The 26,053-nt window shown below is 59.0% G+C and carries 17 protein-coding genes, 2 rRNA genes and 1 pseudogene; 13 read left to right on the top strand and 7 right to left on the bottom strand.

Annotated features, from left to right (window positions below; all coding sequences use genetic code 11):
• Together ACQ4WM_RS12740 and rrf are read left to right on the top strand one after the other, a co-directional pair.
• A 23S ribosomal RNA gene (locus ACQ4WM_RS12740) occupies nt 1-93 on the top strand; the annotation flags it as partial.
• Nucleotides 94-230: 137 nt separating this feature from the next.
• Nucleotides 231-343: ribosomal RNA gene (gene rrf, locus ACQ4WM_RS12735) — 5S ribosomal RNA — on the top strand.
• Nucleotides 344-523: 180 nt separating this feature from the next.
• Here rrf and uraH read toward each other — a convergent pair.
• Nucleotides 524-877 carry a hydroxyisourate hydrolase gene (uraH, locus tag ACQ4WM_RS12730; protein WP_436547029.1) on the bottom strand — a complete coding sequence of 118 codons (354 nt, stop codon included), beginning with the start codon at nt 875-877 and terminating at the stop codon, nt 524-526.
• Between the two features lie 113 nt (nt 878-990).
• On the opposite strand from uraH, the gene puuE reads away from it, so the two are divergent.
• The 10 genes from puuE to ACQ4WM_RS12680 all read left to right on the top strand — a co-directional run bounded on the left by puuE (nt 991) and on the right by ACQ4WM_RS12680 (nt 18,188).
• Nucleotides 991-1,944, top strand: a complete 954-nt coding sequence (puuE, locus tag ACQ4WM_RS12725; protein WP_436547028.1) for an allantoinase PuuE — start codon at nt 991-993, stop codon at nt 1,942-1,944.
• A 98-nt stretch (nt 1,945-2,042) separates the two neighbouring features.
• Complete coding sequence (xdhA, locus tag ACQ4WM_RS12720; protein ID WP_436547027.1) at nt 2,043-3,509, top strand: xanthine dehydrogenase small subunit; 1,467 nt, start codon at nt 2,043-2,045, stop codon at nt 3,507-3,509.
• A 10-nt stretch (nt 3,510-3,519) separates the two neighbouring features.
• Nucleotides 3,520-5,874 (top strand): xanthine dehydrogenase molybdopterin binding subunit, encoded by a 2,355-nt coding sequence (xdhB, locus tag ACQ4WM_RS12715; RefSeq protein ID WP_436547026.1) that lies wholly within the window; start codon nt 3,520-3,522, stop codon nt 5,872-5,874.
• A gap of 3 nt (nt 5,875-5,877) precedes the next feature.
• Nucleotides 5,878-6,945, top strand: a complete 1,068-nt coding sequence (gene xdhC / locus ACQ4WM_RS12710) for a xanthine dehydrogenase accessory protein XdhC (RefSeq protein WP_436547025.1) — start codon at nt 5,878-5,880, stop codon at nt 6,943-6,945.
• A gap of 9 nt (nt 6,946-6,954) precedes the next feature.
• The gene (guaD, locus tag ACQ4WM_RS12705; protein WP_436547024.1) at nt 6,955-8,271 is read left to right on the top strand and encodes a guanine deaminase; all 1,317 of its coding nucleotides are present in this window, start codon (nt 6,955-6,957) and stop codon (nt 8,269-8,271) included.
• A gap of 38 nt (nt 8,272-8,309) precedes the next feature.
• Nucleotides 8,310-9,806: an adenosine deaminase family protein gene (locus ACQ4WM_RS12700; RefSeq protein WP_436547023.1), complete on the top strand. Its 1,497-nt coding sequence runs from the start codon at nt 8,310-8,312 to the stop codon at nt 9,804-9,806.
• 792 nt (nt 9,807-10,598) lie between these two features.
• Nucleotides 10,599-14,072: a TonB-dependent receptor gene (locus tag ACQ4WM_RS12695; RefSeq protein WP_436547022.1), complete on the top strand. Its 3,474-nt coding sequence runs from the start codon at nt 10,599-10,601 to the stop codon at nt 14,070-14,072.
• Nucleotides 14,073-14,184: 112 nt separating this feature from the next.
• Nucleotides 14,185-15,885, top strand: a complete 1,701-nt coding sequence (locus ACQ4WM_RS12690; RefSeq protein ID WP_436547021.1) for a bifunctional metallophosphatase/5'-nucleotidase — start codon at nt 14,185-14,187, stop codon at nt 15,883-15,885.
• 18 nt (nt 15,886-15,903) lie between these two features.
• Nucleotides 15,904-17,127 (top strand): phospholipase D-like domain-containing protein, encoded by a 1,224-nt coding sequence (locus ACQ4WM_RS12685; RefSeq protein WP_436547020.1) that lies wholly within the window; start codon nt 15,904-15,906, stop codon nt 17,125-17,127.
• Entirely contained in the window at nt 17,124-18,188 is a 1,065-nt protein-coding gene (locus ACQ4WM_RS12680; RefSeq protein ID WP_436547019.1) for a S1/P1 nuclease, read from the top strand. The genes ACQ4WM_RS12685 and ACQ4WM_RS12680 overlap by 4 nt, the downstream gene beginning before the upstream one ends.
• Nucleotides 18,189-18,191: 3 nt before the next feature.
• On the opposite strand, the gene ACQ4WM_RS12675 is transcribed toward ACQ4WM_RS12680, so the two are convergent.
• Nucleotides 18,192-18,956 carry a DeoR/GlpR family DNA-binding transcription regulator gene (locus ACQ4WM_RS12675; RefSeq protein ID WP_436547018.1) on the bottom strand — a complete coding sequence of 255 codons (765 nt, stop codon included), beginning with the start codon at nt 18,954-18,956 and terminating at the stop codon, nt 18,192-18,194.
• 75 nt (nt 18,957-19,031) lie between these two features.
• Between ACQ4WM_RS12675 and ACQ4WM_RS12670 the strand changes: the two are divergent.
• Nucleotides 19,032-19,607, top strand: a pseudogene (locus tag ACQ4WM_RS12670) (NUDIX domain-containing protein); the annotation flags it as partial.
• A 416-nt stretch (nt 19,608-20,023) separates the two neighbouring features.
• Here ACQ4WM_RS12670 and ACQ4WM_RS12665 read toward each other — a convergent pair.
• The 5 genes from ACQ4WM_RS12665 to ACQ4WM_RS12645 all read right to left on the bottom strand — a co-directional run bounded on the left by ACQ4WM_RS12665 (nt 20,024) and on the right by ACQ4WM_RS12645 (nt 25,866).
• Nucleotides 20,024-20,995 (bottom strand): ABC transporter permease, encoded by a 972-nt coding sequence (locus ACQ4WM_RS12665; RefSeq protein WP_436547017.1) that lies wholly within the window; start codon nt 20,993-20,995, stop codon nt 20,024-20,026.
• A gap of 4 nt (nt 20,996-20,999) precedes the next feature.
• Nucleotides 21,000-22,079: an ABC transporter permease gene (locus tag ACQ4WM_RS12660; RefSeq protein WP_436547016.1), complete on the bottom strand. Its 1,080-nt coding sequence runs from the start codon at nt 22,077-22,079 to the stop codon at nt 21,000-21,002.
• Complete coding sequence (locus ACQ4WM_RS12655; RefSeq protein ID WP_436547015.1) at nt 22,076-23,605, bottom strand: ABC transporter ATP-binding protein; 1,530 nt, start codon at nt 23,603-23,605, stop codon at nt 22,076-22,078. Before ACQ4WM_RS12655 ends, ACQ4WM_RS12660 begins: the two co-directional genes overlap by 4 nt.
• A gap of 79 nt (nt 23,606-23,684) precedes the next feature.
• Nucleotides 23,685-24,680 (bottom strand): BMP family lipoprotein, encoded by a 996-nt coding sequence (locus ACQ4WM_RS12650; protein WP_436547014.1) that lies wholly within the window; start codon nt 24,678-24,680, stop codon nt 23,685-23,687.
• Nucleotides 24,681-24,963: 283 nt separating this feature from the next.
• A complete protein-coding gene (locus tag ACQ4WM_RS12645; RefSeq protein WP_436547013.1) occupies nt 24,964-25,866 on the bottom strand; it encodes a LysR family transcriptional regulator in 903 nt (300 codons plus the stop codon).
• Nucleotides 25,867-26,053: the final 187 nt, after the last annotated feature.

Below are 26,053 nucleotides of genomic sequence, written 5' to 3'. Positions count from 1 at the left end.
GGTCGTTCGAGACCAGGACGTTGATAGGCTGGGTGTGGAAGTGCAGTAATGCATTAAGCTAACCAGTACTAATTGCCCGTACGGCTTGTCCCTATAACCTTAGCAGGTACAGAGGATAAGACGGTACAACGTTGTGAGTTTGTTGATACTACTATTCATTACCCGATCTTTGCTTCTTCCAGATTCAGGCTTTGTCGCTCCATCGAGGACAAATGCCAGTACAAGTTATGCCTGATGACCATAGCAAGTTGGTCCCACCCCTTCCCATCCCGAACAGGACCGTGAAACAACTTTGCGCCGATGATAGTGCTGCAACCAGTGTGAAAGTAGGTTATCGTCAGGCTTGTTATTCGTAGTAGAGAGAAACCCGTCAAGAAATTGGCGGGTTTTTTTTCGTCTGGTGATTTGTCATTGTTAACCCCAAGCGAAGTCTGGGGTCAGACCCCCACGACCGACGGCGCAAGCCTCTGAGTTTGCGGCATTGAGGGTCTGACCCCGGCTGTTCACGGTTTATGATTCAATATCAACTGCCGCGATACGTCGAATACGACCATGGCGATACCACCAGCGGCACATGGTAATTCTCATCGGTGTGGGCAATGCCAAATGACAGGGTTACCAGGTCGATAAAACGGGGCGAGGGCAATTGCACACCCTGGGCGGTAAAGTAGTCGCCGGCGTTGAAGACCAGTTCATACTGGCCCGCTTTCATCGCATCGCCTTCCAGCAGCGGCGTGCTGCAGCGGCCGTCCTGGTTGGTCACATCCATCTTCAGCAAGACCTTGCCTTCCGGTGCGACCGAGAACAGGGCAACCTTGACGCCGGCGCCGGGCCGGCCGTGGGCGATGTCGAGTACATGCGTGCTGAGTTTTCCCATTTGCTATCCTATACGTTAACGGTGAATGTGCTTATCGCACAAATGATATACCTGTCGCCGCGCCTGGCTATATGATTGGGCATATATTTCACATTCTTCCCAAGGCGAGCCGCATGAGCACTTACGACAATTATCCGCGTGACCTGATCGGCTATGGCCGCACGCCACCCCATCCGCAGTGGCCGGGCCAGGCCCGCATCGCGCTGCAATTCGTGCTCAACTATGAAGAGGGGGCGGAAAACAGCGTGCTGCATGGCGATGCGGCATCGGAAACGTTTTTATCTGAAATGATCGGTGCGGCGGCGTTTCCCACGCGCCACCTGAGTATGGAATCGATCTATGAGTATGGTTCACGCGCGGGACTGTGGCGCTTGCTGCGCATGTTCGAGGAGCGGCGCTTGCCCTTGACGGTGTTTGGCGTGGCTATGGCCTTGAAGCGCAATCCGGAAGCGGTGGCTGCTTTTCAGCAACTTGGTCATGAAATCGCCTGTCATGGCTTGCGCTGGATTTCGTACCAGAACATGGATGAGGCAAGCGAGCGCGAACATATGCGCGAAGCCGTGCAGATTATCCGCGAACTGACTGGTTCTGCACCGCAGGGCTGGTACACCGGGCGCGATTCGCCGAATACGCGCAAACTGGTGGTCGAACATGGCGGCTTTCGCTATGACGCCGACTATTATGGCGACGACCTGCCGTTCTGGGAAAAAGTGGCATACACCGATGCGTCCGGCGCATCGATCGTGCAGCCGCAGCTGATCGTGCCGTACACGCTCGATACCAACGATATGCGCTTTGCCGCCATGCAGGGCTTTAATTCGGGCACGCAGTTTTTTGATTACCTGAAAGATGCATTCGACGTGCTGTATGCGGAAGGCGATCCGAACGGCTTGAACCAGCCGAAGATGTTGTCGGTAGGGTTGCACTGCCGGCTGGTTGGCCGGCCCGGCCGCGCGGCGGCGCTGGCACGTTTTCTTGACTATGTGCAAGGACATGACAAGGTATGGATCACGCGCCGCATCGATATTGCCGAGCATTGGCATGCAACCCATCCATTCCAAGCCTGATCTTATTCATAAATATAGATAAGCAAAATACGTATTAGCATATAGTTGTACCGTATGCCGGTGTTACTCTGTACCACGAGGACTATACCGAGGCCAGCATGTCAGAACCGATTCGTTTTTATTACCGTGGCGCCGTGCAGGAAGTGCACACTGCTGCCCCCACGCAGACTGTATTGCAGCATTTGCGCGAGGACCTGCACTGCACCGGTACCAAGGAAGGCTGCGCCGAAGGTGATTGCGGCGCTTGCACGGTAGTGCTGGCCAGCCTGGTCGATGGACAGGTGGAAATGAAAACCGTAAACGCCTGCATACAGTTGACCCCCACGCTCGACGGCAAGGCACTGTTTTCCGTGGAAGACTTGCAACAGCCGGATGGCGAGCTGCATCCGGTGCAGCAGGCCATGGTCGAATGCCACGGTTCGCAATGCGGCTTTTGCACGCCCGGTTTCGTGATGTCGCTGTGGGGCATGTATCTGAAAAAAGATGGCGCCACACCCACCCGCTGCGAGATCGATGATGGCCTGTCCGGCAATCTGTGCCGCTGCACCGGCTACCGTCCCATTATCGATGCAGCCAAACGCATGAGCGAATTGCCGAAAGTGACGTTTGACCGCGCTGCGCTGGCCTTGCAGCTACAAGCTTTGCAGCGCGACAGCCTGCACACCTACGCCGCCTGTGGCCAGCAGTTCCATGCGCCACGCACCGTTGAGGAACTGGTACAACTGCGTGCCGACAAGCCACAAGCTACCTTGCTGGCCGGTTCCACCGATGTGGGCCTGTGGGTCACCAAGCAAATGCGCGAATTGAGCGAGATCATTTACCTGGGCAATGTGGCCGCCCTGAAAACCATCGCTACTCGCGATGGCATGCTGGAAATCGGCGCCAGCGCCAGCCTGAACGATGCATATGCGGCGCTGTGCGAGCATTACCGCGATGAACTGTCGGAACTGTGGCAGCGCTTTGCCTCCTTGCCGATCCGTAATGCCGGCACCCTGGGTGGCAATGTGGCCAATGGTTCGCCGATCGGCGATTCGATGCCATGGCTGATTGCGCTTGGCACGCAGATCGTGCTGCGCGGTGCTGCTGGCCAGCGCGAGATGCCGCTGGAAGATTTTTATCTCGGCTATCAAAAGAAAGACCTGCGGCCCGGCGAATTTGTCGAAGCGCTGAGGGTGCCGCTGCCGCGTGCGCAAATAAAGTTCCGCACTTATAAACTGGCGAAACGGTTTGACCAAGATATCTCGGCCGTCTGCGCCGCGTTTGCTTTCGAGTTCGACGGCGAGCGCATCGTTGACGCGCGCATCGCTTTTGGCGGCATGGCGGCCACGCCGCAGCGTGCCACGCAGACGGAAACCTTCCTGCGCAATCAAAGCTGGACCGAAGACAATCTGGTGATCGCCATGGGCTTGCTGGCGGACGACTATGCGCCGCTGTCGGACATGCGCGCTTCGAATACGTATCGCATGACGACAGCGCAAAACCTGCTGCGCCGCTTCTGGCTGGAAACACGCCACAGTGCGCCGCTGCTGCGCACGTCCTTGAACGCCTATGCCTGCCGCGCCTGAAAGGACCAGCATGAACCATCCTGTCACGCCTGAACTGCAAGCGGCCGCCTGGGCCGCCGTCGGCAAATCGAGCCCGCATGAATCGGCGCAATTGCACGTGCTGGGCCAGGCGACGTATACCGACGATATCGCCGAACTGCAGGGCACCCTGCATGCAGCGCTGGGCCTGTCGCAAAAGCCGCATGCGCGCATCACCGCCATGGATTTATCGAAGGTGCGCGCCAGCGCCGGCGTCACCGCTGTGTTCACGGCGCAAGACATTCCCGGCACCAACGATTGCGGCCCGATTATCCATGACGACCCCATCCTGGCCGACAGCCTGGTGCAGTATGTGGGCCAACCCATCTTTATCGTGGTGGCCGATACGCATGACCACGCACGCCGCGCCGCCCGCCTGGCGCAGGTCACGTATGAAGAATTGCCGGCCATTATGACGCCGCAGGCGGCAAAGGCGGCGCAGTCGTATGTGCTGCCGCCGATGCGCCTCACGCGCGGCGACGTCGAGTCGGCATTCAACCGTGCGCCGCATGTGGTCAAGGGCCAGCTGTACGTAGGCGGACAGGAACAGTTTTATCTGGAAGGCCAGATTTCCTACGCGATTCCGAAGGAGGCGCAGGGCATGCTGGTGCTGTGTTCGACCCAGCACCCGAGCGAAATGCAGCATGTGGTGGCGCATGCGCTGGGCGTGCATTCGCATAACATCACGGTCGAATGCCGGCGCATGGGTGGCGGCTTTGGCGGCAAGGAATCGCAGTCGGCGCTGTGGGCGGCAGCCGCTTCGATTGCGGCGGCAAAACTCAAGCGCCCCGTGAAATTGCGTGCCGACCGCGACGACGACATGCTCGTTACCGGCAAGCGCCACTGTTTTTATTATGAATACGAGGTCGGGTACGACGAGACCGGCAAGATCCTCGCTGCCAAGGTCGACATGACCTCGCGCGCCGGTTATTCGGCCGACCTGTCCGGCCCGGTTGCCACGCGCGCCGTCTGCCATTTTGATAATACCTATTATTTGTCCGATGTCGATATCCGCGCCGCCTGCGGCAAGACCAATACCCAGTCGAACACGGCGTTTCGCGGTTTCGGCGGACCGCAGGGCGCGATTGCCATCGAATATGTGATCGATGAAATCGCGCGGCACCTGCAGCGCGATGCGCTCGATATCCGCCTGCTCAATTTCTATGGCCGCGACGGCAGCGACGGGCGCAATGTGACGCCGTATGGCCAGGTGATCGTCGACAATGTGATCCATGAACTGGTGGCCGAGCTTGAACATAGCAGCGACTACCGCGCGCGCCGGCTTGCCATCGATGCGTACAACGAAGCGAGCCCGGTGTTGAAAAAGGGCCTGGCCTTCACGCCGCTGAAATTCGGCATCGCCTTCAATGTCAGCCATCTGAACCAGGCCGGCGCCCTGGTGCACGTGTATGTCGACGGCTCCGTGCTCGTCAACCATGGCGGCACGGAGATGGGGCAGGGCATCAATACCAAGGTGATGCAGGTGGTGGCGCATGAACTGGGCCTGGACCTGGAACGGGTGCGCGCCACCGCCACCGATACCAGCAAGGTAGCCAACACTTCGGCCACGGCGGCGTCCACCGGCGCCGACCTGAACGGCAAGGCAGCCCAGGATGCGGCGCGCCAGATACGTGCACGCATCAGCGATTACGCCGTCAAGCTGTACGGTGGTGCGGTGTCCGATGTACGCTTTTTCGACAACCATATTCACGTCAACGGCCATGTGGTGCCGTTTGCCGAACTGGTGCAAAAAGCCTACCTGGCCCGCGTGCAACTGTGGTCCGATGGTTTTTATGCCACACCGGGCCTGCACTGGGACGCGAAAACCATGACTGGCCACCCGTTTTCCTACTACGCGTATGGCGCGGCGGTGGCCGAAGTGGTGGTCGACACTTTGAGCGGCGAATGGAAACTGTTGCGCGCCGACGCCCTGTACGATGCTGGCCAGTCGCTCAACCCGGCCATCGATATCGGCCAGGTGGAAGGCGCGTTTATCCAGGGCATGGGCTGGCTGACGACGGAAGAGCTGTGGTGGAATGCGGCGGGCAAGCTGATGACGCATGCACCGTCGACCTATAAAATCCCCGGCATTTCCGATTGCCCCGAGGACTTTCGTGTGCGCCTGTTCCAGAACCGCAATGTGGAAGAGAGCATCCACCGTTCGAAAGCCGTCGGCGAGCCGCCGCTGCTGCTGCCGTTTTCCGTTTTCTTTGCGATCCGCGACGCCATTTCCAGCGTTGGCGGCCATGCCGTGCAGCCACCGTTGAATGCGCCAGCCACCGGCGAGGAAATCCTCAAGGCGGTGATGGCGGTGCAAGCGGCATCAACCGTGGCCGCCCGGGAGTAGCGCATGCATGACTGGCTGACGGCACTGCTGCATGATGACATTCCTTCGGTGCTGGTGACGGTGGCGCTGGTGGAAGGCTCCGGTCCGCGCGAAGCGGGTGCCCGGATGCGCGTCACCAATGAACGGCAACTGGACACCATCGGCGGCGGCCACCTGGAATTGCGCGCCGTGGAAATCGCCAAAACCATGCTGGCGCTCAAGCAAACCCGACCGCAGTTTCAACGCTTTGCGCTGGGCCCCAGCCTGGGCCAGTGCTGCGGCGGCGTGGTGCACCTGGCGTTCGAGCTGGTTGACGCCAGCGTGCATGCCCAGCTGCAAGCCTTGCGCGCGCGCCGGTCGCAAGACAGCTGGCGCGTGATCGCGCTCGATGGCGAGCCGGCATCGAGCCTGTTCGATGCCGATGGCACATGGCTGGCCGGCACGGCCGGCCAGGCGCCCGATACGTTTTCGCGCGAGCGCGGCGCCCATCTGGTGCAAGACGGCGCAGGCCGGCGCTGGCTGGTCGCCCCCTGCCTGGCGCCGCGCGCCCACCTGACCTTGTTCGGCGCCGGCCATGTGGGCGCGGCCATTGTGCGTGCGCTGGCCCATTTGCCATGCACTGTCACCTGGGTCGATGAACGCGAGGAGATGTTTCCGCAACAATTGCCCGATAATGTGTGCATCGCCGCCACCGATACGCCGGAAGAATTTGTCGCCATGGCGCCGGCCGGCGGCAGTTTCCTGGTCATGACGCACAGCCATGCGCTGGACCAGCGCCTGACGGAAGCGATCATGGCGCGCGAGGATGGCGGCTGGTTCGGCCTGATCGGTTCGCTCACCAAGCGCAAACAGTTTGAACACCGGCTGCAGGCAAAGGGCATTTCCGCTGTACGGATCGCGACCATGGTCTGCCCGATCGGTATGCCTGGCATCGGCAACAAGGCGCCGGCGGTGATCGCCGCCTCGGTAGCCTGTCAATTATTAATGGTGTGGGAGCAAGCCGAGCAAGCGGCCCTGGCCACGCCGCTGCGGCTGGTCCCTGCCAGCACGCCACCGCGCCGCAAGTCACGCGCTGCGGTTCACCAGTCATAGAAAGAAGTCATGCCGATAGTTCCTGTTTCAGTGCAAGCTTACCGTGCCAGCTTGCTGCACTTTCACGCCGATCCCGCCTTCAGCGAGGATGCGCACGCGTTTCATACGGATGGCTTGCTGATCGTGGCCGATGGCAAGGTGCTTGCCGCCGGCGAACACGATCAATTGTTGCCAAGCTTGCCGGCGGGTACCGCGGTCATCGACTACCGGGGCAAGCTGATCGTGCCCGGCTTTATCGATACCCATCTGCACTTCCCGCAGACGGAAATGATCGCCTCGCCCGCGCCGGGCCTGCTGCCCTGGCTGGAGCAGTACACCTTCCCCACCGAGCGTGCGTTTGAAGATACTGTCCATGCGCGCAATGTGGCCGAGTTTTTTCTTGATGAGTTGCTGCGTTGCGGCACCACCACCGCCATGGTGTATGGCAGCGTGCACCCGCAATCTGTCGATGCTTTCTTTGGCGCCAGCGAGGCACGCGGCCTGCGCATGGTGGCGGGCAAGGTGATGATGGACCGTAACTGTCCCGAGTTCCTGCGCGACACGGCCGAGTCCGGTGCGCGCGACAGCGAAGAACTGATACGGCGCTGGCACAAGCGCGGCCGCTCGCTGTATGCGATCACGCCCCGCTTCGTGCCGACCTCCACCGATGAACAGATGCACCTGGCGGGCGAGCTGGCGCGCGCCTACCCCGATACCTTTTTGCAGACCCACGTGTCGGAAAACGAAGATGAATGCCGCTGGGTACGTGAACTGCATCCGCAGGCGCGCAGCTATCTGGACGTGTATGACCACTACGGCATGATGCGCCCGCGCGCCATGTTTGGCCACTGTATCTGGCTCGACGAACGCGACCGTGCGCGCATGGCCGAAACCGGATCGGCGGCGGCCGTGTGCCCCACCTCCAACCTGTTCCTCGGCAGTGGCTTGTTTGATTTTGAAAAAGCCGATGCGGCGCGCGTGCTGCTGTCGCTGGCTACCGATGTGGGCGGCGGCACCTCGTTCTCGATGTTGCAAACCATGAACGAAGCCTATAAAGTAGCACGCTTGAAAGGCAGCTATCTGCCCGCCTTGCGCATGTTCTACCTGGCTACACTGGGCGCCGCACGCGCCATGCAGCTCGAAGGCGTGATCGGTAATTTTGCGCCTGGCACGGAAGCCGATTTCATCGTGCTCGACAAAAAATCCACGCCGCTGCTGGAACGCCGCACGGCCGCCTGTCAGAGCCTGGAAGAATTGTTGTTTGCCCTGGCGCTGCTCGGTGACGACCGCGCCGTGGCCGCCACGTATTCGGGCGGGGCGCGCGTGCATGTGCGCGGGCAGGGCTGACCTTACTTTTCAACCTACCACCCTGATCGGGATTCCTGATGCAAAAGAAAATTACTGGCCTGGCCCTGAGCATGGCGCTGGCCATGTCCGCTTCGGCGCTCGCCCATGCCGCCAGCCCGGCGGCCAACGAAGCGGCCACCGCGCGCCATTTTGCCGCGCTGGTTTCGGGCACCCAGCCCAAAACAGCCGAGCTGAGCCTGTTCTTTTCCATGATGCCCAAGGGCGGCGACCTGCATCACCACTACTCGGGTTCCATCTACGCCGAGCAGTTCCTGGAATGGGTCGACAAGGAAAACTACTGCGTCAACAAGACCACATACCGCATCGAAAGCCGCAAGGACGTGGTCTCGTTTGAACGTGCCAAGCCGGCCGGCCAGCGTGGCTGTTTGTCATCAACTGAAGTGTTTGCCGATGCGGGCCTGTACGCGGAACTGCTGCAGCGCTGGTCGACCAAGGATTTCTATAACCACAGCGGCCAGCAGACGCCACCCGACCGTACCTTTTTTGACACCTTCGGCTACTTCGGCCCGGTGGCCTCGACCAATACGGGCGAGGGCCTGAAAACGCTCAAGCAGCGCGCCATCGCCGAGAACCTCAGTTATATCGAAACCATTTTTGAATTGTCGCCGTTCGTCTCGAACCCCCAGTTCGACCAGCAAGTGCTCACCCCTGGCATGAAGCGCGAAGCGCTGCAAACTGTGCTTGCCGGTTGGACGCAGCAGCTGGAGCAGGATGCATCGTTCCAGAAAAGCATCAGCGCCTATAACGACAATGTGAACACCAGCAGCGCCGGCATCGATGACGCCCACTTCACCATGCGCTACCAGGCGTATGTGCTGCGCTTTTTATCGCCATCGCAAGTGTTCTCGTCGATGGTGGCCGGTTTCAAGGCCGCCAGCCTGAACCCGCTGGTGGTTGGCGTCAATATTGTTGGCCAGGAAAGCGTGAACGTATCCATGCGCGACTACAGTCTGCATATGGAGATGTTCAAGTTCCTGAAATCCAAGTATCCGAACGTGAAGATCGCTTTGCACGCGGGCGAACTGGCGCTGGGCATGGTGCCGCCCGAGGGCATGACGTTCCATATAGCCGAAGCAGTCAACGTGGCTGGAGCCAACCGTATCGGCCATGGCATGGACATCGCCTACGAAAACAACGCGCTGGCCACCATGTATGCAATGCGCACGCGCGGCATCCCGGTAGAAGTGAACCTGACCAGCAATGACTACATTCTTGGTGTGAAGGGCCAGGCCCATCCGGTCACCCTGTACCGCAAGTACGGCGTGCCATTCGTGATCTCTACCGACGATGCTGGCGTGTCGCGCAATACCCTGTCGAACGAGTACGTGCTGTTTGCCAGCCAGTACAAGACCGATTACGCGGAAATCAAGAAGCTGTCGTACAACAGCCTGCGCTATTCCTTCCTTGCTGACGCAGATAAACAACGTTTATTGAAATCGCTGGACGCACGCTTTGCCACATTTGAAGCGCAGATCGCCTTGTCGGACGCTGCCGGCAAAGCCATCAAACCGTAAGTTTCTCCCAGTTCAATACTGACATCCTCAGGGCGGCCGGCTTCTGCGGTCGCCCATACCCCTGCCTTCCTGCCTCCCCCACTGTTTTTCTGCTAATTTTGTGGCGGCCAAGCGACACAATATTCGACGGTGCGTGCTCTTTTTCTGTTTTCTTATGTGAAACAATTTCAAGCACAATTTGCTCACTTATAATCTCGCGCCATAAGCCCGGACCGCGCAGTCATACAAAAACTTTCTTGTAACCCAGCTGTAATTCAGACTTTTTTAGTATGAATAGCTAAAAAAAAACGTATTTGTCATTCATTTTTTGATGATGCATAGTGGGATGAGGGTGATAATAAAAAGTCACAATTTAGTTTGATGTAGCGGCAGTAGGCGTGGTTTTCGCAGTAGATCAATGTGACATGCAGAGTGAAATGACAGGGCTTCGTCCTTTGTGTCTCAAATTGCCACATGTCATGGCCGTGTCACAGTCTTGAAATATTTAACAATTACACTTCCGCCTTGGCTTGCAGCGCTGGCCAGGTTGTTGGACGCATGTCACGGGAGCTAGCGCCCCGTGTGATGGGGAATAGTGGCTTGCCGCCGTCCATTTTTTGTTTGAATCGACAAGTCTGTGGCGGTGGAAAAACAAGGCCGCGTGGTCCAGTCAAGACCCGCAGCCGGTCCGGCCAGCGTAACAGTTGCAGCATAGTAAAGAGGAAATGGGGTGGTAGTGTTGCTGTGCGGCGCAGCCGGGCAGTGAGGCAATCACAATATTTCAAAAATAATAGTCTTTTTTGGGGTTACAAGATGATCAATCACAAACGACTTCGGCTAACGCAAATCGCGCTAAGCCTGTCTATCGCTCTGGCGGCCGCACCATCGTTCGCACAGAATACGACTTCCTCCATTGGCGGACGCATTTCCTCCAGCAATGGCCAGCCGGCAGCCGGCGCCGTCGTCACCATCGTCCATACCGAATCGGGTTCCGTCAGCAATGTGACAACCGATGCGGAAGGCCGCTACGTCGCGCGTGGTTTGCGCGCTGGCGGTCCTTACACGATTACCATCACCAAGGACGGCCAGGTTGAAAAACGCGAAGGCGTGTACGTGCAGCTGGCCGAAACGGCCAGTGTGGACGCCACCCTGGGTGCGCAGATGCAAACCGTGAACGTCACCGGTACCGGCGCGCGCGCGCAGATTTTTAACCGCAGCAATATGGGTGCAGGCACCAATATTGGCGCGAATGAACTGGCGATGCAGGCGTCGATCCAGCGCAACTTGCAAGATTATGCGCGTTCCGATCCGCGTGTTTCGCAAACCGACAAAGAGCGCGGCGAAATGTCCGTTGCCGGCCAGAACTCGCGCTACAACTCGATGACCATCGATGGCGTGGCGGTGAATGACACCTTCGGCCTGGAATCGAATGGCAGCCCGACCGCCAAGCAACCTATTTCAATCGACGCCATCCAGTCGGTACAAGTCAACGTAGCCAACTACGACGTCACGCAAAAAGGCTACACTGGCGCCAATATCAATGCCGTCACCAAGTCCGGTACCAACGACTTCAAGGGTAGCGTCTATTACGTTTTCCGTAATGACAAGACTGCCGGTGATCGCTACGATAACGTCAAGGACACCTACGCCGCGCCGCCCAAGTTCCGCGAAACCACCAAAGGTGCTTCCGTTGGCGGCCCCCTGATCAAGGACACCTTGTTTTTCTTCGCGAACAAAGAGCAGCTGGAAAGTACCCGTACCGCCCCGAACTTTGGTCCGATAGGCAGCTCCCTGACGAACGTTGCCATCACGCAGTCTGCCATCGACCAAGCTCAGAGCATTGCCAAGAGCCAGTATGGCCTTGATATCGGTACGACCCAGGTACCGGCTGGTACCAAGCTGAAGGTTGACGATACGCTGCTGAAACTGGACTGGAATATCAATGACAATCATCGTGCGATGGTTCGTTATTCGAAAACTGATCAGTCCGAACCGATGTTTACCGGTGTGTCGGCGAGTGGTATAGCTTTGAACTCCGCCTGGCGCCAGCAGAACAAGACCATCGAAACGACGGTAGGCCAATGGTTTGCAGACTGGACGCCGAATTTCTCGACGGAATTCAAGGTGTCGTCGCGTGACTATGAGAGCCTGCCGAAGAATAACTCGACGTTGCCAACGATGGCGCTGCAGTTTTCCAGTCTCGCCCTGCCGGCAGGCACGCCAGCAGGAACATCGACATCGAGCCGCTTCCTGAACTTTGGTACCGATCAGTCTTACCAGTTCAACGTCTTGCGCACCAAGACCAAGGACGCCTATCTGGGCGCCAATTGGGCTTTGGGCGACCATGAAGTCAAGTTTGGTGGCGACTTCAGCAAAAACGACGTCTACAATGCGTTTTTGCAAAATGTGAATGGCAACTACACGTTTGGTTGTATCAACAACGTTCAATATTCGTTCCTGAGGCCGACTGGCGTTGGTGCTAACAATCAGCCGACTTATACATTTAACTGCAGCGGAGCAAGCGCTGAATTGCATCAGCAAGCCGTATTGGAAAACTTCCGTACCGGTCGTCCAAGCTCTTACCAGGTACAAGTGCCGGTCGCAGGCGGTTCGTTGGATAATGCTATTGCTGACTTCAGCCTCAAAAATTACGGCTTCTTTGCGCAAGATGTCTGGACCGTCAACAAGCAATTGACCGTGCAGTACGGCGTGCGTGTAGATAAGGCCGCTATTAGTGACCGTCCTTTGCGTAATGTAGCAGCAGCAGCGCCGATGGTTGCAGGTGTCGTTAATCCAGCTAACCTTGTTCGCGGTGGTACCGCGCAGACTGGTGGTTTTGGTCTGGACAACACGCAGACGATCGATGGCCAAACGCTGGTGCAACCACGTGTCGGCTTCAACTACAAGTTTGAAAGCACCCGCCCAACGCAATTGCGCGGCGGCTTCGGTTTGTTCCAAGGCGCTGCGGCGACGGTTTGGATGTCGAATCCTTTCGCCAATCCTGGCGTGGCAACGACCATCGTTGGTTGCGGTGGCAGTTTCCCTGCTTGCCCGAACGTTGGGGGTACATTCAGCCCGGATCCAAACGCGCAGCCAACCAGTTTCACTGGTGCTGCACCAGCGGCAAACGTCGACTACCTATCCTCCGATCTGCGTCAGCCGTCGATCTGGAAAGGAAATCTGGCACTGGAGCACGAATTACCATGGATGGGACTGGTATTTGGTGCTGAGTACCTGCGGACGCAGAACAAGGACGCGATATATTATGAGCATTTGAATCTGGGTACAGCGACCCGTACCGGTACCGATGGTCGTCAGCTGTTTTACACCGCTAATGCGTACAACACCAGTTGCTGGACTGCCTCTGGTGGTCTGAGCACGACGGCGGCGGCAACTTGTAGCGGGGCCAGCAATCGTGCCTTGAAAAACGCCAGCTATAACAACGTACTAGTGGCCAAGAAGACGGACAAAGGTGAAGGTAATCTGGTGACACTCTCGATCACTCAGCCGATGAGCAAAGGGTTTGGCTGGTCGGTTGCTTACACCTATACCGATGCAACTGAAGTATCGCCGCTAACCTCGTCGGTATCGAATTCAAACTTCATTGCGCGCTCGATTTTCAACCCGAACGAAAACGTTGCAGCCAATTCAGGTTATCTGGTCAAAGACCGTTTCAACGCCGTATTCAATTGGCAGAAGCGTTTCTTCGACAACTACAAGACCAGCTTTGGCCTGTTCTATGAAGGCCGCAAGGGCAAACCATACAGCTGGACTTTCGCCAATGACTTGAATGGTGACGGAGTTGCAGGTAATGATCTGCTGTATATTCCATCGGCACCAGGTTCGGGCCAAGTAGTATTCCGTGGCGATACTGCTACCAACCATGCCAATGAAGATCGTTTCTGGGCATTCGTTAACAGCTATGGCGATCTGCGTAACAAAGCCGGTGGTGTGGTCAAACGCAATGACAGCTTCTCGCCCTGGACCAACAGCTTTGACATGCGCGTCAGCCAGGAAGTGCCAGGCTTCTTCAAAGGTAACAAAGGTGTGTTCACGATGGACTTCTTCAACGTGGGTAACATGATCAACCGCAAGTGGGGCCGTATCAATGAAATGGCTTTCCGCTCCGCTGGTGGCCAGACGCGCAGCTTCGTTGACTTTGCCGGTCTGGATGCAAACGGCCGTTATATCTACCAAGTGCGTGAGAAGGTAGAGGACTACACCGTGCGTCAGCAAAAAGGCGAATCGCAATGGGCGCTGCAAGCAACCGTCAAGTACGAATTCTGATGGTAGCTGCCTTGTAAGTTAGCAAGCTCAAAAACGGCTGGTGGCGACACCAGCCGTTTTTTTTATACGCAAGATGGTTTACCCTTTTCTTTTTTTGATGAGTAAAAAATTCATGGTTCATTTTTCACGCAAGCCACTGGCCCATGCGGCCCTGATCCTGACTCTTGCCACTCTGGCCGGCTGCGCCTCGCCGCCACGCGGCCCCGTCGAACTCAATCTGGTGGCGCTGAACGATTTCCATGGCAATCTCGACAGCAGCAAATTCACTTATACCAGCGCTGCCGATCCTGCCCGCAAGGTCACCGTGCAGGCCGGCGGTATCGATGTGCTGTCCGGCGCACTGAAGGCCTGGCGGCGCGAGGACGCGCAGCTGCTTTTTGTCGGCAATGGCGACCTGGTTGGCGCCAGCCCGGCCATGTCGTCGCTGTGGGCGGACGAACCGAGCATTGTGGCGATGAATATGCTGGGCATGACGGCCAGTTCCGTCGGCAACCATGAATTCGACCAGGGCAAGGCGGAACTGATGCGCCAGCAGCGCGGCGGCTGTGAGTCGGCGCGGGCCGACAAGGCCTGCAAATACAGCACGGATTTTGCTGGCGCCAGCTATACCTATCTGGCGGCCAATGTAATCGACACGCAGACAGGCAAGTCCCTGCTGCCGTCATACAAAATTGCAACAGCGCATGGCGTCAAGGTCGGCCTGATCGGTGCCGTGCTGAAAGATACGCCATCCGTGGTAACGGCGGCCGGTATTGCCGGCCTGCAGTTCGGCGATGAAGCCGACGCCATCAACGCTACCTTGCCGGCGCTGCGCGCGCAGGGCGTGGGCGTGTTCGTCGTGCTGCTGCACCAGGGTGGCGAGACGGAAGAATATGTCGACCAGCCCGACTGCAGCAAACTGAAAGGCCCGGTGGTCGATGTCGTCAAACGTCTCGACCCGGCCATACAACTTGTCATCAGCGGCCACTCGCACCAGGGCTATCTGTGCCGGGTCGATGGCCGGCTGGTGACCCAGGCGCAGATGGGCGGCCATATGCTCACGCGCATCAAGCTCAAGGTCGATACCGAAAAAAATGCCGTGATGGACGCCAGCGCGCAGAACGTCGTCATGTCGCCAAACATATTCGAGCCGGATGCCAGCGTTGCCGCCTACCTGGCCGCCGTCAAGCAGCGCAGTTCGGCAGAATTGTCGCGTCCGGTAGCAAAAATCGCCGTGCCGCTGGTGGGCCGCAGCACCAAGGGTAGCGGTGCGTCCGCACTGGGTGACCTGGTAGCCGACAGCACCCTGTTCGGCGCGCGCGCTGCCGGTGCGCAGATCGGCCTGATGAATAATGGCGGCATCCGCAAGGACCTGGAAGCGGGCCCCGACCTGATGACCAATATGGGCCAGAACCAGGCCGTGGTTCCGTTCGGCAATACCCTGATCGTGCTCAGCCTGTCCGGCGCGCAGATACGCACCTTGCTCGAACAACAGTGGCCCGATGCCGAAGCCGAAGAGGGCAATCTGTTGCAGGTGTCCGAAGGTTTTACGTATCGCTGGGACAGCACCCGTCCGCAAGGCCAGCGCGTGCTGCCGGGCAGCGTCATGCTCAATGGCGTGGCGCTCAAGGATGAGCAGCAATACCGGGTTGCCGCCAACAGTTTCCTCGCTGGCGGCGGTGACCGCTTTACCGTACTGGCCAACGGCACGCGCCGGCTGGACACGGGCGTGCGCGATATCGACGCCTTCAGCAATTACCTGATCGATCGCGCACGCGCCGGCAAGCCGGCCGGCAGCGCTACTTCGGCAGGGCGCATCGTGCGCGTCAAATAATCATTACAAGGAAAACCCATGCGTCGTTTATTTGTTTCTGTTCTGCTGTCCAGCCTGTTCGCGGGCAGCGCCCATGCCGACTTCACGATTCCCGGTTTTGAGCTGGTGCACACGTCGCCGGTGGAAACCACGCTGGCCAATCCGGACCTGCGCGAGCCGGTCACGGTCTGGAGCGAACTGTTCGATGCGGCCAAAAAAGAGATCGTCATTGCCCAGTTCTACGCCGTCAGCAAGCCTGGCACGGCGTTCGACAAGGTGCTGGCCAGCTTGAGCGCCGCCGGCCAGCGCGGGGTGAAGATCCGCTTTCTGCTGGACCTGAAAGGCGTGGGCCTGTCGGAAGCGGCCACCATCGAGCAACTGAAGGCAATACCGAACCTGGATTTGCGCATTATCGATTTCAACAAGATCACCGGCAACGGCATTGTGCACGCCAAATACCTGGCGGTGGACGGCAAGGTGGCGTATATCGGCAGCCAGAATTTTGACTGGCGCTCGTTCGAGCATATCCATGAAACGGGCCTGAAGATCACCGAGCCGGCGATGGTTGCCCAGGTGCAGGCGATTTTCGAACAGGACTGGCAGGCGCAGGCAGCAACCAGCAAGGGCGGGCGCGCCACCGTGCTCAACAGCAAAACCATGCCGGCCAACTATGCGCAGAACGCCTTTTTACTGGCCAGCCCGAACGCCTACAATCCGGCCGGTGTAGGCGACTCGGAAAGCGGCTTGCCGGCCCTGCTGGCCGAGGCGAAAAGCGAAGTACGGATCCAGCTGCTCGACTACGCGCCGCTGTCGTACGGGCCGAATCGCACGCGGCCGTACTACGCCGTGATCGACAACGCTGTGCGCACGGCCGCCCAACGCGGCGTGAAAATCAAATTGATGGTGTCCGCCTGGAACACGGAAGCGCCGGCGATTGCCTACCTGAAAAGCCTGGCCTTGGTGCCCAACGTCGAGATTCGCATCGTGACGATACCTGCCGCCAGCACCGGCTTTATTCCGTTTGCGCGCGTGATACACAGCAAAACCATGACCATCGACGGCAAGCTGGCCTGGGTCGGTACCAGTAACTGGGCTGGCGGCTATTTCGACCTGTCGCGCAACCTGGAAGTAGTGCTGCGCAGCGAAGCGATGGCGCAGCGTCTGGCGGCCCTGCATGAGCAGACCTGGAGTTCCAGCTACGCGCAGCCGATCGATATCAACAAGCAGTATGCAAAACCGGCCAAAGGGACGCCACAATCATGAAAAAACTGACATGCGCGCTGGCGCTGGCCGGCGCATTCATGACCGGCAATGCACTGGCCTGGGGCAATGACGGCCACCGCGCCGTGGGGGCAATTGCAGATCAGCTGCTCAAGGGCAGCGCTGCTCAGGCGAACATCGCCGCCTTGCTGCTGCCCGGAGAAACGCTGGAATCGATCGCCAACTGGGCCGATTGCGTGAAGGGCACCTACTGTGGCCCGCAGTCGCCCGAGATGCTCGCCTATGTGGCGGCCAATCCCAAGCACAGCGAATACCACTACACCGACATCCCGTTCCAGAATGCGCATTATCACGACGGCGCCACCGGCAGCGCCGACGACGATATCGTGCAGACGCTGAAACAGGCGATTTCTGTCTTGCAAGGCAAGAGCGATGCAGCCAGCAATCCGCACCAGTTCACGCCGCGCCAGGCGCTGATATTGCTTACGCACATGGTTGGCGATATCCACCAGCCGCTCCATGTGGGCGCCGCGTATGTGGCAAAAGATGGCCGTTTTGTGGTGCCGGAAACCCAGGCGCAGATCGACGGCCTGGCAATTTTCGATGCGCGCGGCGGCAATAATCTGTTGCTGGACGACGCGCAGATTACGGCCTTGTCCGATGCAGTGATTCCCGCGCCATTGCCGCCGGAAGAGGGCGCCGTCAAACCGGCCGCTTATCCGAAGTCGCCCACCAAACCGCTGCACTCGTACTGGGACAGCACGGTGGTCGATTACGCCATGCGCCGCCTGTCCACGCGCACGCCGCGCCAGTTTGCGCAGACGGTAATCGCCAGCAAGCCTGACGTTCCCGGCAACAGCGGCGACCCGGCTACCTGGCCGTATCAATGGGCTGACGCCTCGCTGGCCGCATCAAAAATCGCCTATGCCGGCGTGGTGGCCGGCCCGGCCATGCAGCAGACCAGCCGCAAAGGCGAACCCTACTATGTATGGTCCTTGACGGTGCCCAGCGACTATCCGGTGCCCAGCTCGGCATTGGCGAAAACCCAGCTGATCAATGGCGGCTATCACCTGGCGGCGGTGTTGCAGGCGATCTGGCCTTGATGGTCAGGCCAGCGTGATGGCGATGCCCATCTCGCGGTAGGGCGCCAGCAGCGCCTGGTCCGTGTCGCGCAGCACGACGATATCGCTCACTTCGCTTAACGGCGTGATCTGGAATGGCGAGACGGTATTGAGTTTTTCCGGCGAGGCCAGCACCACCGTGCGGGCCGCAGCATCGGAAAGCGCGCGCTTGACGCAAGCTTCCTCGAAGTCACCGGTGGTGATCCCCGCCTGCGGATGCAGGCTCGATACACCCATGAAATACAGGTCGGCCCGGATGCGGCCGATCGCTTCCACGGTGGCAGCGCCCACATTGACGATGGAATGCCGGAACAACCTTCCCCCCAGCATCACCACCTCGATCAGGGGGTGGTATACCAGTTCCACTGCAATCGACGGGCTGTGCGTGACCACGGTGGCGTGCAGCTCGCGCGGCAACTGGCGCACCAGTTGCAGGCAGGTGGTGCCGCCGTCGATAAAGAGCACCTGACCGGCGTCGATCATGGCTGCCGCCGCGCGCCCGATGGCAGGCTTGGCATCGAGTGAAATCTGTTCGCGACTGGCATACGGCGCCAGCGCGGGAGAGGCGGGCAGGTTCGGTATTGCGCCGCCATGCACGCGCTGCAGCAGGCCTTCTTTTGCCATCTCGCGCAGGTCGCGCCGTATCGTGTCTTCCGATAATTGCAGGGCATCACTGACGGCTTTGGCAACGATCTGGCCTTCGCGCTGCAGCAGGTCCAGCAGGTATTGTTTGCGCTGATGGGTAAGCATGATTTTTCTTGAATAATCTTGATATTGCACGAGTTTGCATGATAAAGTCGGATTACGCAAGCACAAGGAGACAATATGACCCAAGAAAGAGTACGCATCGGTAACGTGACCACGCTGTCGCACGACTGGTATCTGTTAAAGAAAACCACGTTCGACTATCTGCGCCGTGACGGCCAGTGGCAGACGCAGACGCGTGAAACCTACGACCGCGGCGATGGCGCCACCATCTTGCTGTACAACAGGCAGCAACGTAGCGTGATCCTGATCCGCCAGTTCCGCTTTCCCACCTATCGCGACGGTCACGACGGCTTCCTGATCGAAGCGGCGGCTGGCCTGCTGGAGCAGGCCAGCCCGGAACAGCGCATCCGCGCTGAAGTGGAGGAAGAAACCGGCTACCGGGTAGGGGAGGTGAGCAAGGTGTTCGACGCCTTCATGAGTCCGGGTTCCGTTACCGAGCGCCTGCATTTCTTTGTCGCCGAATACGATCCGTCCAGCCGCCTGAACGATGGTGGTGGCCTGGCCCATGAAGGCGAAGATATCGAAGTGCTGGAGCTGCCGCTGGTGCAGGCCATGCAGATGGTGGCCGACGGGCGTATCTGCGACGGCAAGACCATCATGCTGCTGCAGCATGCGCAGTTGCATCTGCTGCCGGCAAAGAAGGGCCTGCAGATACTGATCGCCGGGCCGTATCGCTCGGGCACGGGTGACGATCCGGAAAAGATGGCAGCCAATGTGGCGGCGATGGAAGCGCAGTGCCTGCCGCTGTATGCGGCAGGCCATATGCCGGTGCTCGGTGAGTGGCTGGCCCTGCCGATGCTGGCGCTGGCCGGTTCGCGCCAGGTCGGCGATGCGGTGTATGAAGCACTGTTTCACGCGCACTGTGAGCGCTTGCTATCCCATTGCGATGCGGTACTGCGCCTCAAAGGGCCATCGTCCGGCGCCGACCGCATGGTGGCGGTGGCGCGCGGCCTGGGCTTGCCGGTCTGGTTTTCACTGAACGACATTCCGGTGGCATAAAAAAAAAGCGAAGCCCGCGGGCTTCGCTTTTTTACAGGCGCTCGATAAAACTAGCGCGACTTCACAAACGGTATGCCGATCGCTTTGGGCGCTACCGACTTGGCCATCAGGCCGGCCAGCACGATCACGGTCACCACATACGGCACCATCTGAATCAGCGAGCCCGGGATGCGACCTACCACCGGCAAATCAACGCCTTCGATCTGGATCTGGATCGCGTTGAAAAAGCCGAACATCAGGCAGCCGAGGAAAGTGTAGACGGGGCGCCAGTTGCCGAACACCATCGCTGTCAGTGCCAGGTAGCCGGCACCTGCCGACATGTCGCGCAGGAAAAAGCCGCTTTGCACGATCGCCAGGTAGGCACCCGAGAACGAGCACAGAATGCCGGCCACCAGCATGGCCATATAGCGGGTCGCTTCCACGCTGACACCGGCCGAATCGGCCGCATGCGGATTTTCGCCGCAGGCGCGCAGGCGCAGGCCGAAGCGCGTGTGGTACAGCAGCCAGTGCACCAGCGGGACCAGCAAAAAGGCCACATAGACGAGGATGGAATGGCCGCCGATCAGGTGTGCATACACCCAGCCGATAAACGGAATGTTCTCCACATACTGCGTGCCCGGCAGCACCACGTCGAACAGGCGCGCGCTACCGAGGTCGGGCGTACGGCCGCCCTGATGGAAGAAGAACTGCGCCAGCACGAACGTCAGCCCGCTCATGGCGATATTGATGGCCATGCCGGCAACCAGCTGGTTGCCCTTTTGCGTGATGCTGACATACGCCTGCAGCAAGGCCAGCGCGACGCACACCACCATGCCGGCGGCCATGCCGTAGTAGGGGTTTTGCGTGGTGTAGGCAACCGCGGCCGAGGTAAAGGCGCTGGCCAGTATCTTGCCTTCCAGGCCGATATCGATCATGCCGCTGCGTTCGGCAAACAGGCCGGCCATGGCGGCAAAGATCAGCACCGGCGCATTGCGCACGGTCGAGACCAGGATGCTGGCGAAATGAAAGTCGTCGAGTGTCATGGTGTCAGCCTTTGGTGCGCTTGAGCAGGGCGGAAATGGCCGGCGCGTAGAAGTTTTCCATCGCGCCGCAGAACAGGATGATCAGGCCCTGGATAAAGATAAAGGTCTCGGTAGGGATATTCGGTTTTTCCAGCGACAGGTCAAAGCCGCCCTGTATCAGCGCGCCGAACAGTACCGACGACAAAAAGATGCCGATCGGATGCTGGCGGCCCATCAGCGCAATCGCGATACCGATAAAGCCGGCGCCGCCCACGAAGTTGAGCGACAGATAATGGGTCGAACCCATGATGGAATTGACCGAGCCGAGGCCCGCCAGCGCGCCCGAAATCAGCATCACGATAATGATCATCTTGCTGATCGACACGCCTGCATAATGGGCCGCATGCTTGTTCAGGCCGGTGGCGCGCAGCTTGAAGCCCCACGACGAACGCCACACCATCACGCCGTAAATTGCCAGCGCAATGATGGCCAGGATAAAGCTGATATTGAGCGGCGTGTCACCGAGGGCCGGGAACCAGGTGGACAGGCGTGGCATTTCGCCGCTTGCAGCAAACACACGGCTGGCCGTGTTCTGTTCGCCGGGCGGTATCAGGTATTTCACGATCACGAAGTTCATCAGGCTGGCCGCGATGAAGTTGAACATGATGGTAGTGACCACGATATGGCTGCCGCGTTTGGCTTGCAGATAGCCGGGCAGGAAACCCCATAGCGCACCGAACAGGGCCGCGCCGATCATGGCAACCGGTATCAGCAGCCAGGCCGGCAGGGTCTGGTCGAAGGCCAGCATGGCCACCGTCAGGCCCAGGCCGCCGATATACATCTGGCCTTCGCTGCCGATGTTGAACAGGCCGGCCTGCATGGCCACCGACACGGATAGCCCCGTGAAGATGAATGTGCTGGCGTAGAACAGGGTGTAGCTCAGGCCTTCCGGATTGAGAATGGCGCTGTTGACGAGAATGCCGAGCGATTCGCCCGGGTCTTCGCCCAGCAGGTAGATCACCAGTGCGGCCACCAGCAAGGCCGACAGCAGGTTTAACATGGGCATGACAAAGGCTGTCGCCCAGCGTGGCAGGTCGTTATTCATGATTTGTGCATTCCCCCCATCAGCAGGCCGATGCGGGTGGTATCGAATTCTTCAATTTTCAGTTCGCCGGTAATGCGTCCGCCGCACATGACCAGAATGCGGTCGGCCAGCGCCCGCACTTCTTCCAGTTCGACCGACACCAGCAGGATCGCCACGCCCGCGTCGCGCAGGGCCAGCAATTGCGTATGGATGCTTTCGATGGTGCCGATATCGACGCCGCGCGTCGGTTGCCCGACCAGCATCAGTTTCGGTTTCGCCAGCACTTCGCGCGCGATCACCACTTTCTGCTGGTTGCCGCCAGACAGCAGGCCTATGCGCAGGTCCGGGTTGGCCGGGCGCACATCAAAGGTTTTCAGCAGTTCCGCGCAGCGCGCGCCGATGGCCTTGAAGTTGAACAGGCCCCAGCGGTTTTTCAGATGATCCTGGTAGCCAAGGATGGTGTTGTGCATCACCGAGAAATTTTTCACCACGCCATCGCGCAGGCGGTCTTCCGGGATATGGGCTATGCCCAGGTCACGGAATACCAGCGGCAGGCCATCGGCATCGTGGCGCTTGCCGAAAGGCAGGTCCTTGCCATGCAAGCGCAGCTTGCCCGAGGTGGGCAGGCGCATGCCGGACAAAATTTCCAGCAGCTCGCTCTGTCCATTGCCCGACACGCCGGCAATCGCGACGATTTCGCCGGCGCGCAGATTGAAACCGATATCGGCCAGCAGCTTCACCTGCTGCTCGTCTGCCAGTTGCAAGCCATCGACTTCCAGCACCGTGGCGCCCGGGTTGTACGGCGCACGCGGCAAATGGCTCTGGATGGGGCGGCCCACCATCATGTTGGCCAGCGCTTCCTTCGAGGTGCCGGCCGTGGCCACCGCGCCTACCACTTTGCCGCTGCGCATGACCGTGACGTTGTCGGTGATTTCCAAAATCTCTTGCAGCTTGTGGGTGATCAGGATAATGGTCTTGCCCTGCTCCTTGAACAGCCGCAGGATTTCAAACAGCGAAGCCGTTTCCTGCGCCGTCAGCACGGCCGTCGGCTCGTCGAGGATCAGGATATTGGCGCTGCGGTAGATCTGCTTGAGGATTTCCACGCGCTGCTGGGCGCCGACGGACAAATCTTCGATCTTCGCAAGCGGGTCGACGTCGAGGCGATAGCGCGTGCAGATCTCGCGCAGTTTCGCTTCGGCTTCGGCGCGGTGGCTGGCCAAACGGAACCCGCCTTCCGTGCCCAGCATGATATTGTCGAGCACGGTGAAGTTCTCGACCAGCATGAAATGCTGGTGCACCATGCCGATGCCCAGTTCGATGGCTTCCTGGCTGTTGCGGATAGGCTGTACTTTTCCGTCGAGCAGTATGTCTCCGCCGTCGGCACGGTAATACCCGTACAGGATGCTCATCAAGGTCGATTTGCCGGCGCCGTTCTCCCCCACCAAACCATGGATGCTGCCCTTGGCGATGGAGAAGCTGACGTCGGTGTTCGCCTTCACATGTCCAAAATGCTTGGAGATGCTGCGAAATTCTACTGCTGGCTGCATAGGCTCATAACTGGATAGTTTCATGGAAACGCGCCGCGCGGAGAGAACCCCGGCGGCGCGTCTAGAGATGAGTCGAAAGTTAAACCGGGCAGCTGCTGCCGACGCGGTAATCGATCACTTTGATCTTGCCATCGATAATGTCCTTGCGCGCACCGAGCACGCGCTTTTCGATTTCCGGCGTGATCAGCTTGCGGTTGTTCGCATCAAGCGCCCAATCCACGCCGCCTTCTTTCAGGCCCTTGTAGCTGACGCCGCCTTTCCAGGTGCCGTTTTTCACTTGCATGAAGCTGTCATATACCGTGTTGTCGACGCGCTTGACCATCGAGGTCAGCATGGTGCCCGGGTACAGATGATTCTGGTTCGAATCGACGCCGATGGCCAGCTTGCCTTTTTCCTTGGCCATCTGCAAAGTGCCCATGCCGCTGCCGCCGGCAACCGCGAAGACCACGTCGACGCCGCGCTCGAATTGCGAGCGCGCCAGCTCACCGCCCTTGGCCGGGTCATTCCAAGCGCTGGACGTGGTGCCGACCATGTTTTGCGTCAGTTCCGCTTTCGGATTGACGGCCTTGATACCTTGCGCGTAGCCGCAGGCAAAGTTGCGGATCAAGGGAATATCGATGCCGCCGATAAAACCGATTTTCTTGCTCTTGCTGGCCATGGCCGCAGCCACGCCCACCAGATAGGAGCCTTCTTCTTCCTTGAACACCACCGAGTTGACGTTGGCGCCAGCGGCCTGGCCGTCGATCAGCACGAATTTCACGTTGGGAAATTCCTTGGCGACCTTTTGCACGGCTTGCGTCTGGGCAAAGCCAATCGCTGCAATCATGTCGAGCTTCTTGCGGGCCAGGCCGCGCATGACTTGCTCGGCTTGCGTATCGCTGGAAGCCTGTACTTCGATAAAGGAGATGCCGGTGTCTTTTTTGAAGCGCTCGGCGCCTTCGAAAGCGGATTGGTTGAACGACTTGTCGAACTTGCCGCCCGCGTCATACACGACACCCAGTTTTGGGTTTGCCGCGGACGCTTGAGCAGCCAGAAAAGCGGCTGCGATCGTCAAACTAAATTGTGTAAGTTTCATGAATTGGCTCCTGGAAGATCGACATTGTATATTTTTTATAGGGCAAACAGAAAATTTGGGGCCGATTTAGCCTGTTACGCCTGCAAGAATCGATGTTTCCTTATCAACATTGCACCGTAGGGCAGCAGAATATTGCTGTTGCCTGCCATTTTGTCGTGCTGCTGTGATGCGTATGCAACAGTTCGCCTTGGGCGTTCGAACCACTATGCATCATGGCCGATATGTATGGCAAATACGTTTTTGTTTATGGATTTATATTTATCGGATATAAATCCAGGGCAAATCAGGCGGCTGGCGGGTTGAGGATATTCAGGAAGGCGCGCACCACGGGCGCGTCGTCGAGCGTGGTGTAGCTGATATACAGATTGGCCGATGGCGGATCGGTCTTGATCGGCAGGAATACCACGCCAGGCCAGCCGATGCGGCTGGTGGTTTCCGGCACCAGGGTCACGCCCAGGCCCACGCCCACCATGGCCAGCAGGGTTTGCGGCTCGTTGGCTTCCTGGAAAATCATCGGCTCGAAACCGGCATTGACGCAGCATTGCACCAGGTAGCGGGGAAAGGCCGACTTGTCCAGCGCCAGGCTCAGCATCGGTTCGTCGGCGATATCGATCAGTTCGATGGAAGCGCTCTTGGCCAGACGGTGGTGTTCATTGACGGCCACGCAGACATTTTCACGGAAGCACAGTTCCTGGCGCAGATTGTCGTGGCGCAGGTCATCATCGTTGAGCTTGGGTTCACGCCAGAAACCGACGTCGATCTGCTTGCTGCGCAGCGCTTCATATTGCACCGTGGGACCCAGTTCATGGATGGTCCAGGTGACGCGCGGAAATTTGGACTGGAATTGTTCCAGCAGGCTGGGAATCGGCCCCCACATCGCCGAGCCGACGATGCCGACCCGCAAGCGGCCCACTTCGCCACGGTCGATCTGGCGGATGGTGTCGATGGTCATGCGCATCTTGCCCAGCAAGTCGGCCGCCTCGTGCATCAGCGCCTTGCCCGCCACGGTCAGCTCGAAGGTACGGGTGGTGCGCGCAAACAGGCGCACGCCGAGTTCATTTTCCAGTTTCATGATCTGCTGGCTCAGGGGCGGCTGCGAGATATGCAGGCGCTCGGCCGCGCGGCTGAAGCTTTTCTCCTCGGCGACGGCGAGAAAATACTTTAACTGTTTCAGATCGATGGACATGCTTTCCTTGGCGTGCGTGATGCCTGGCAGCCTGTCGGACTTAGGATCGTCAGCTGCAAAGATACCTGGATCGGTCCATATTTCGCCGCTTTCTCGGCCCATAGCCCGCTATGGGCGCTGCGAAATCGACAAAATCTGTCCTCGACCAGCTATTTTTTCGCTCTGACTCCCCAAGTCCGACAGCCTG

Source organism: Janthinobacterium longum (genome assembly GCF_051380735.1).
GTDB lineage: Bacteria > Pseudomonadota > Gammaproteobacteria > Burkholderiales > Burkholderiaceae_D > Janthinobacterium.
Note: the sequence above shows the minus strand (reverse complement) of the source record. Positions and strands in the feature narration are given on the sequence as shown.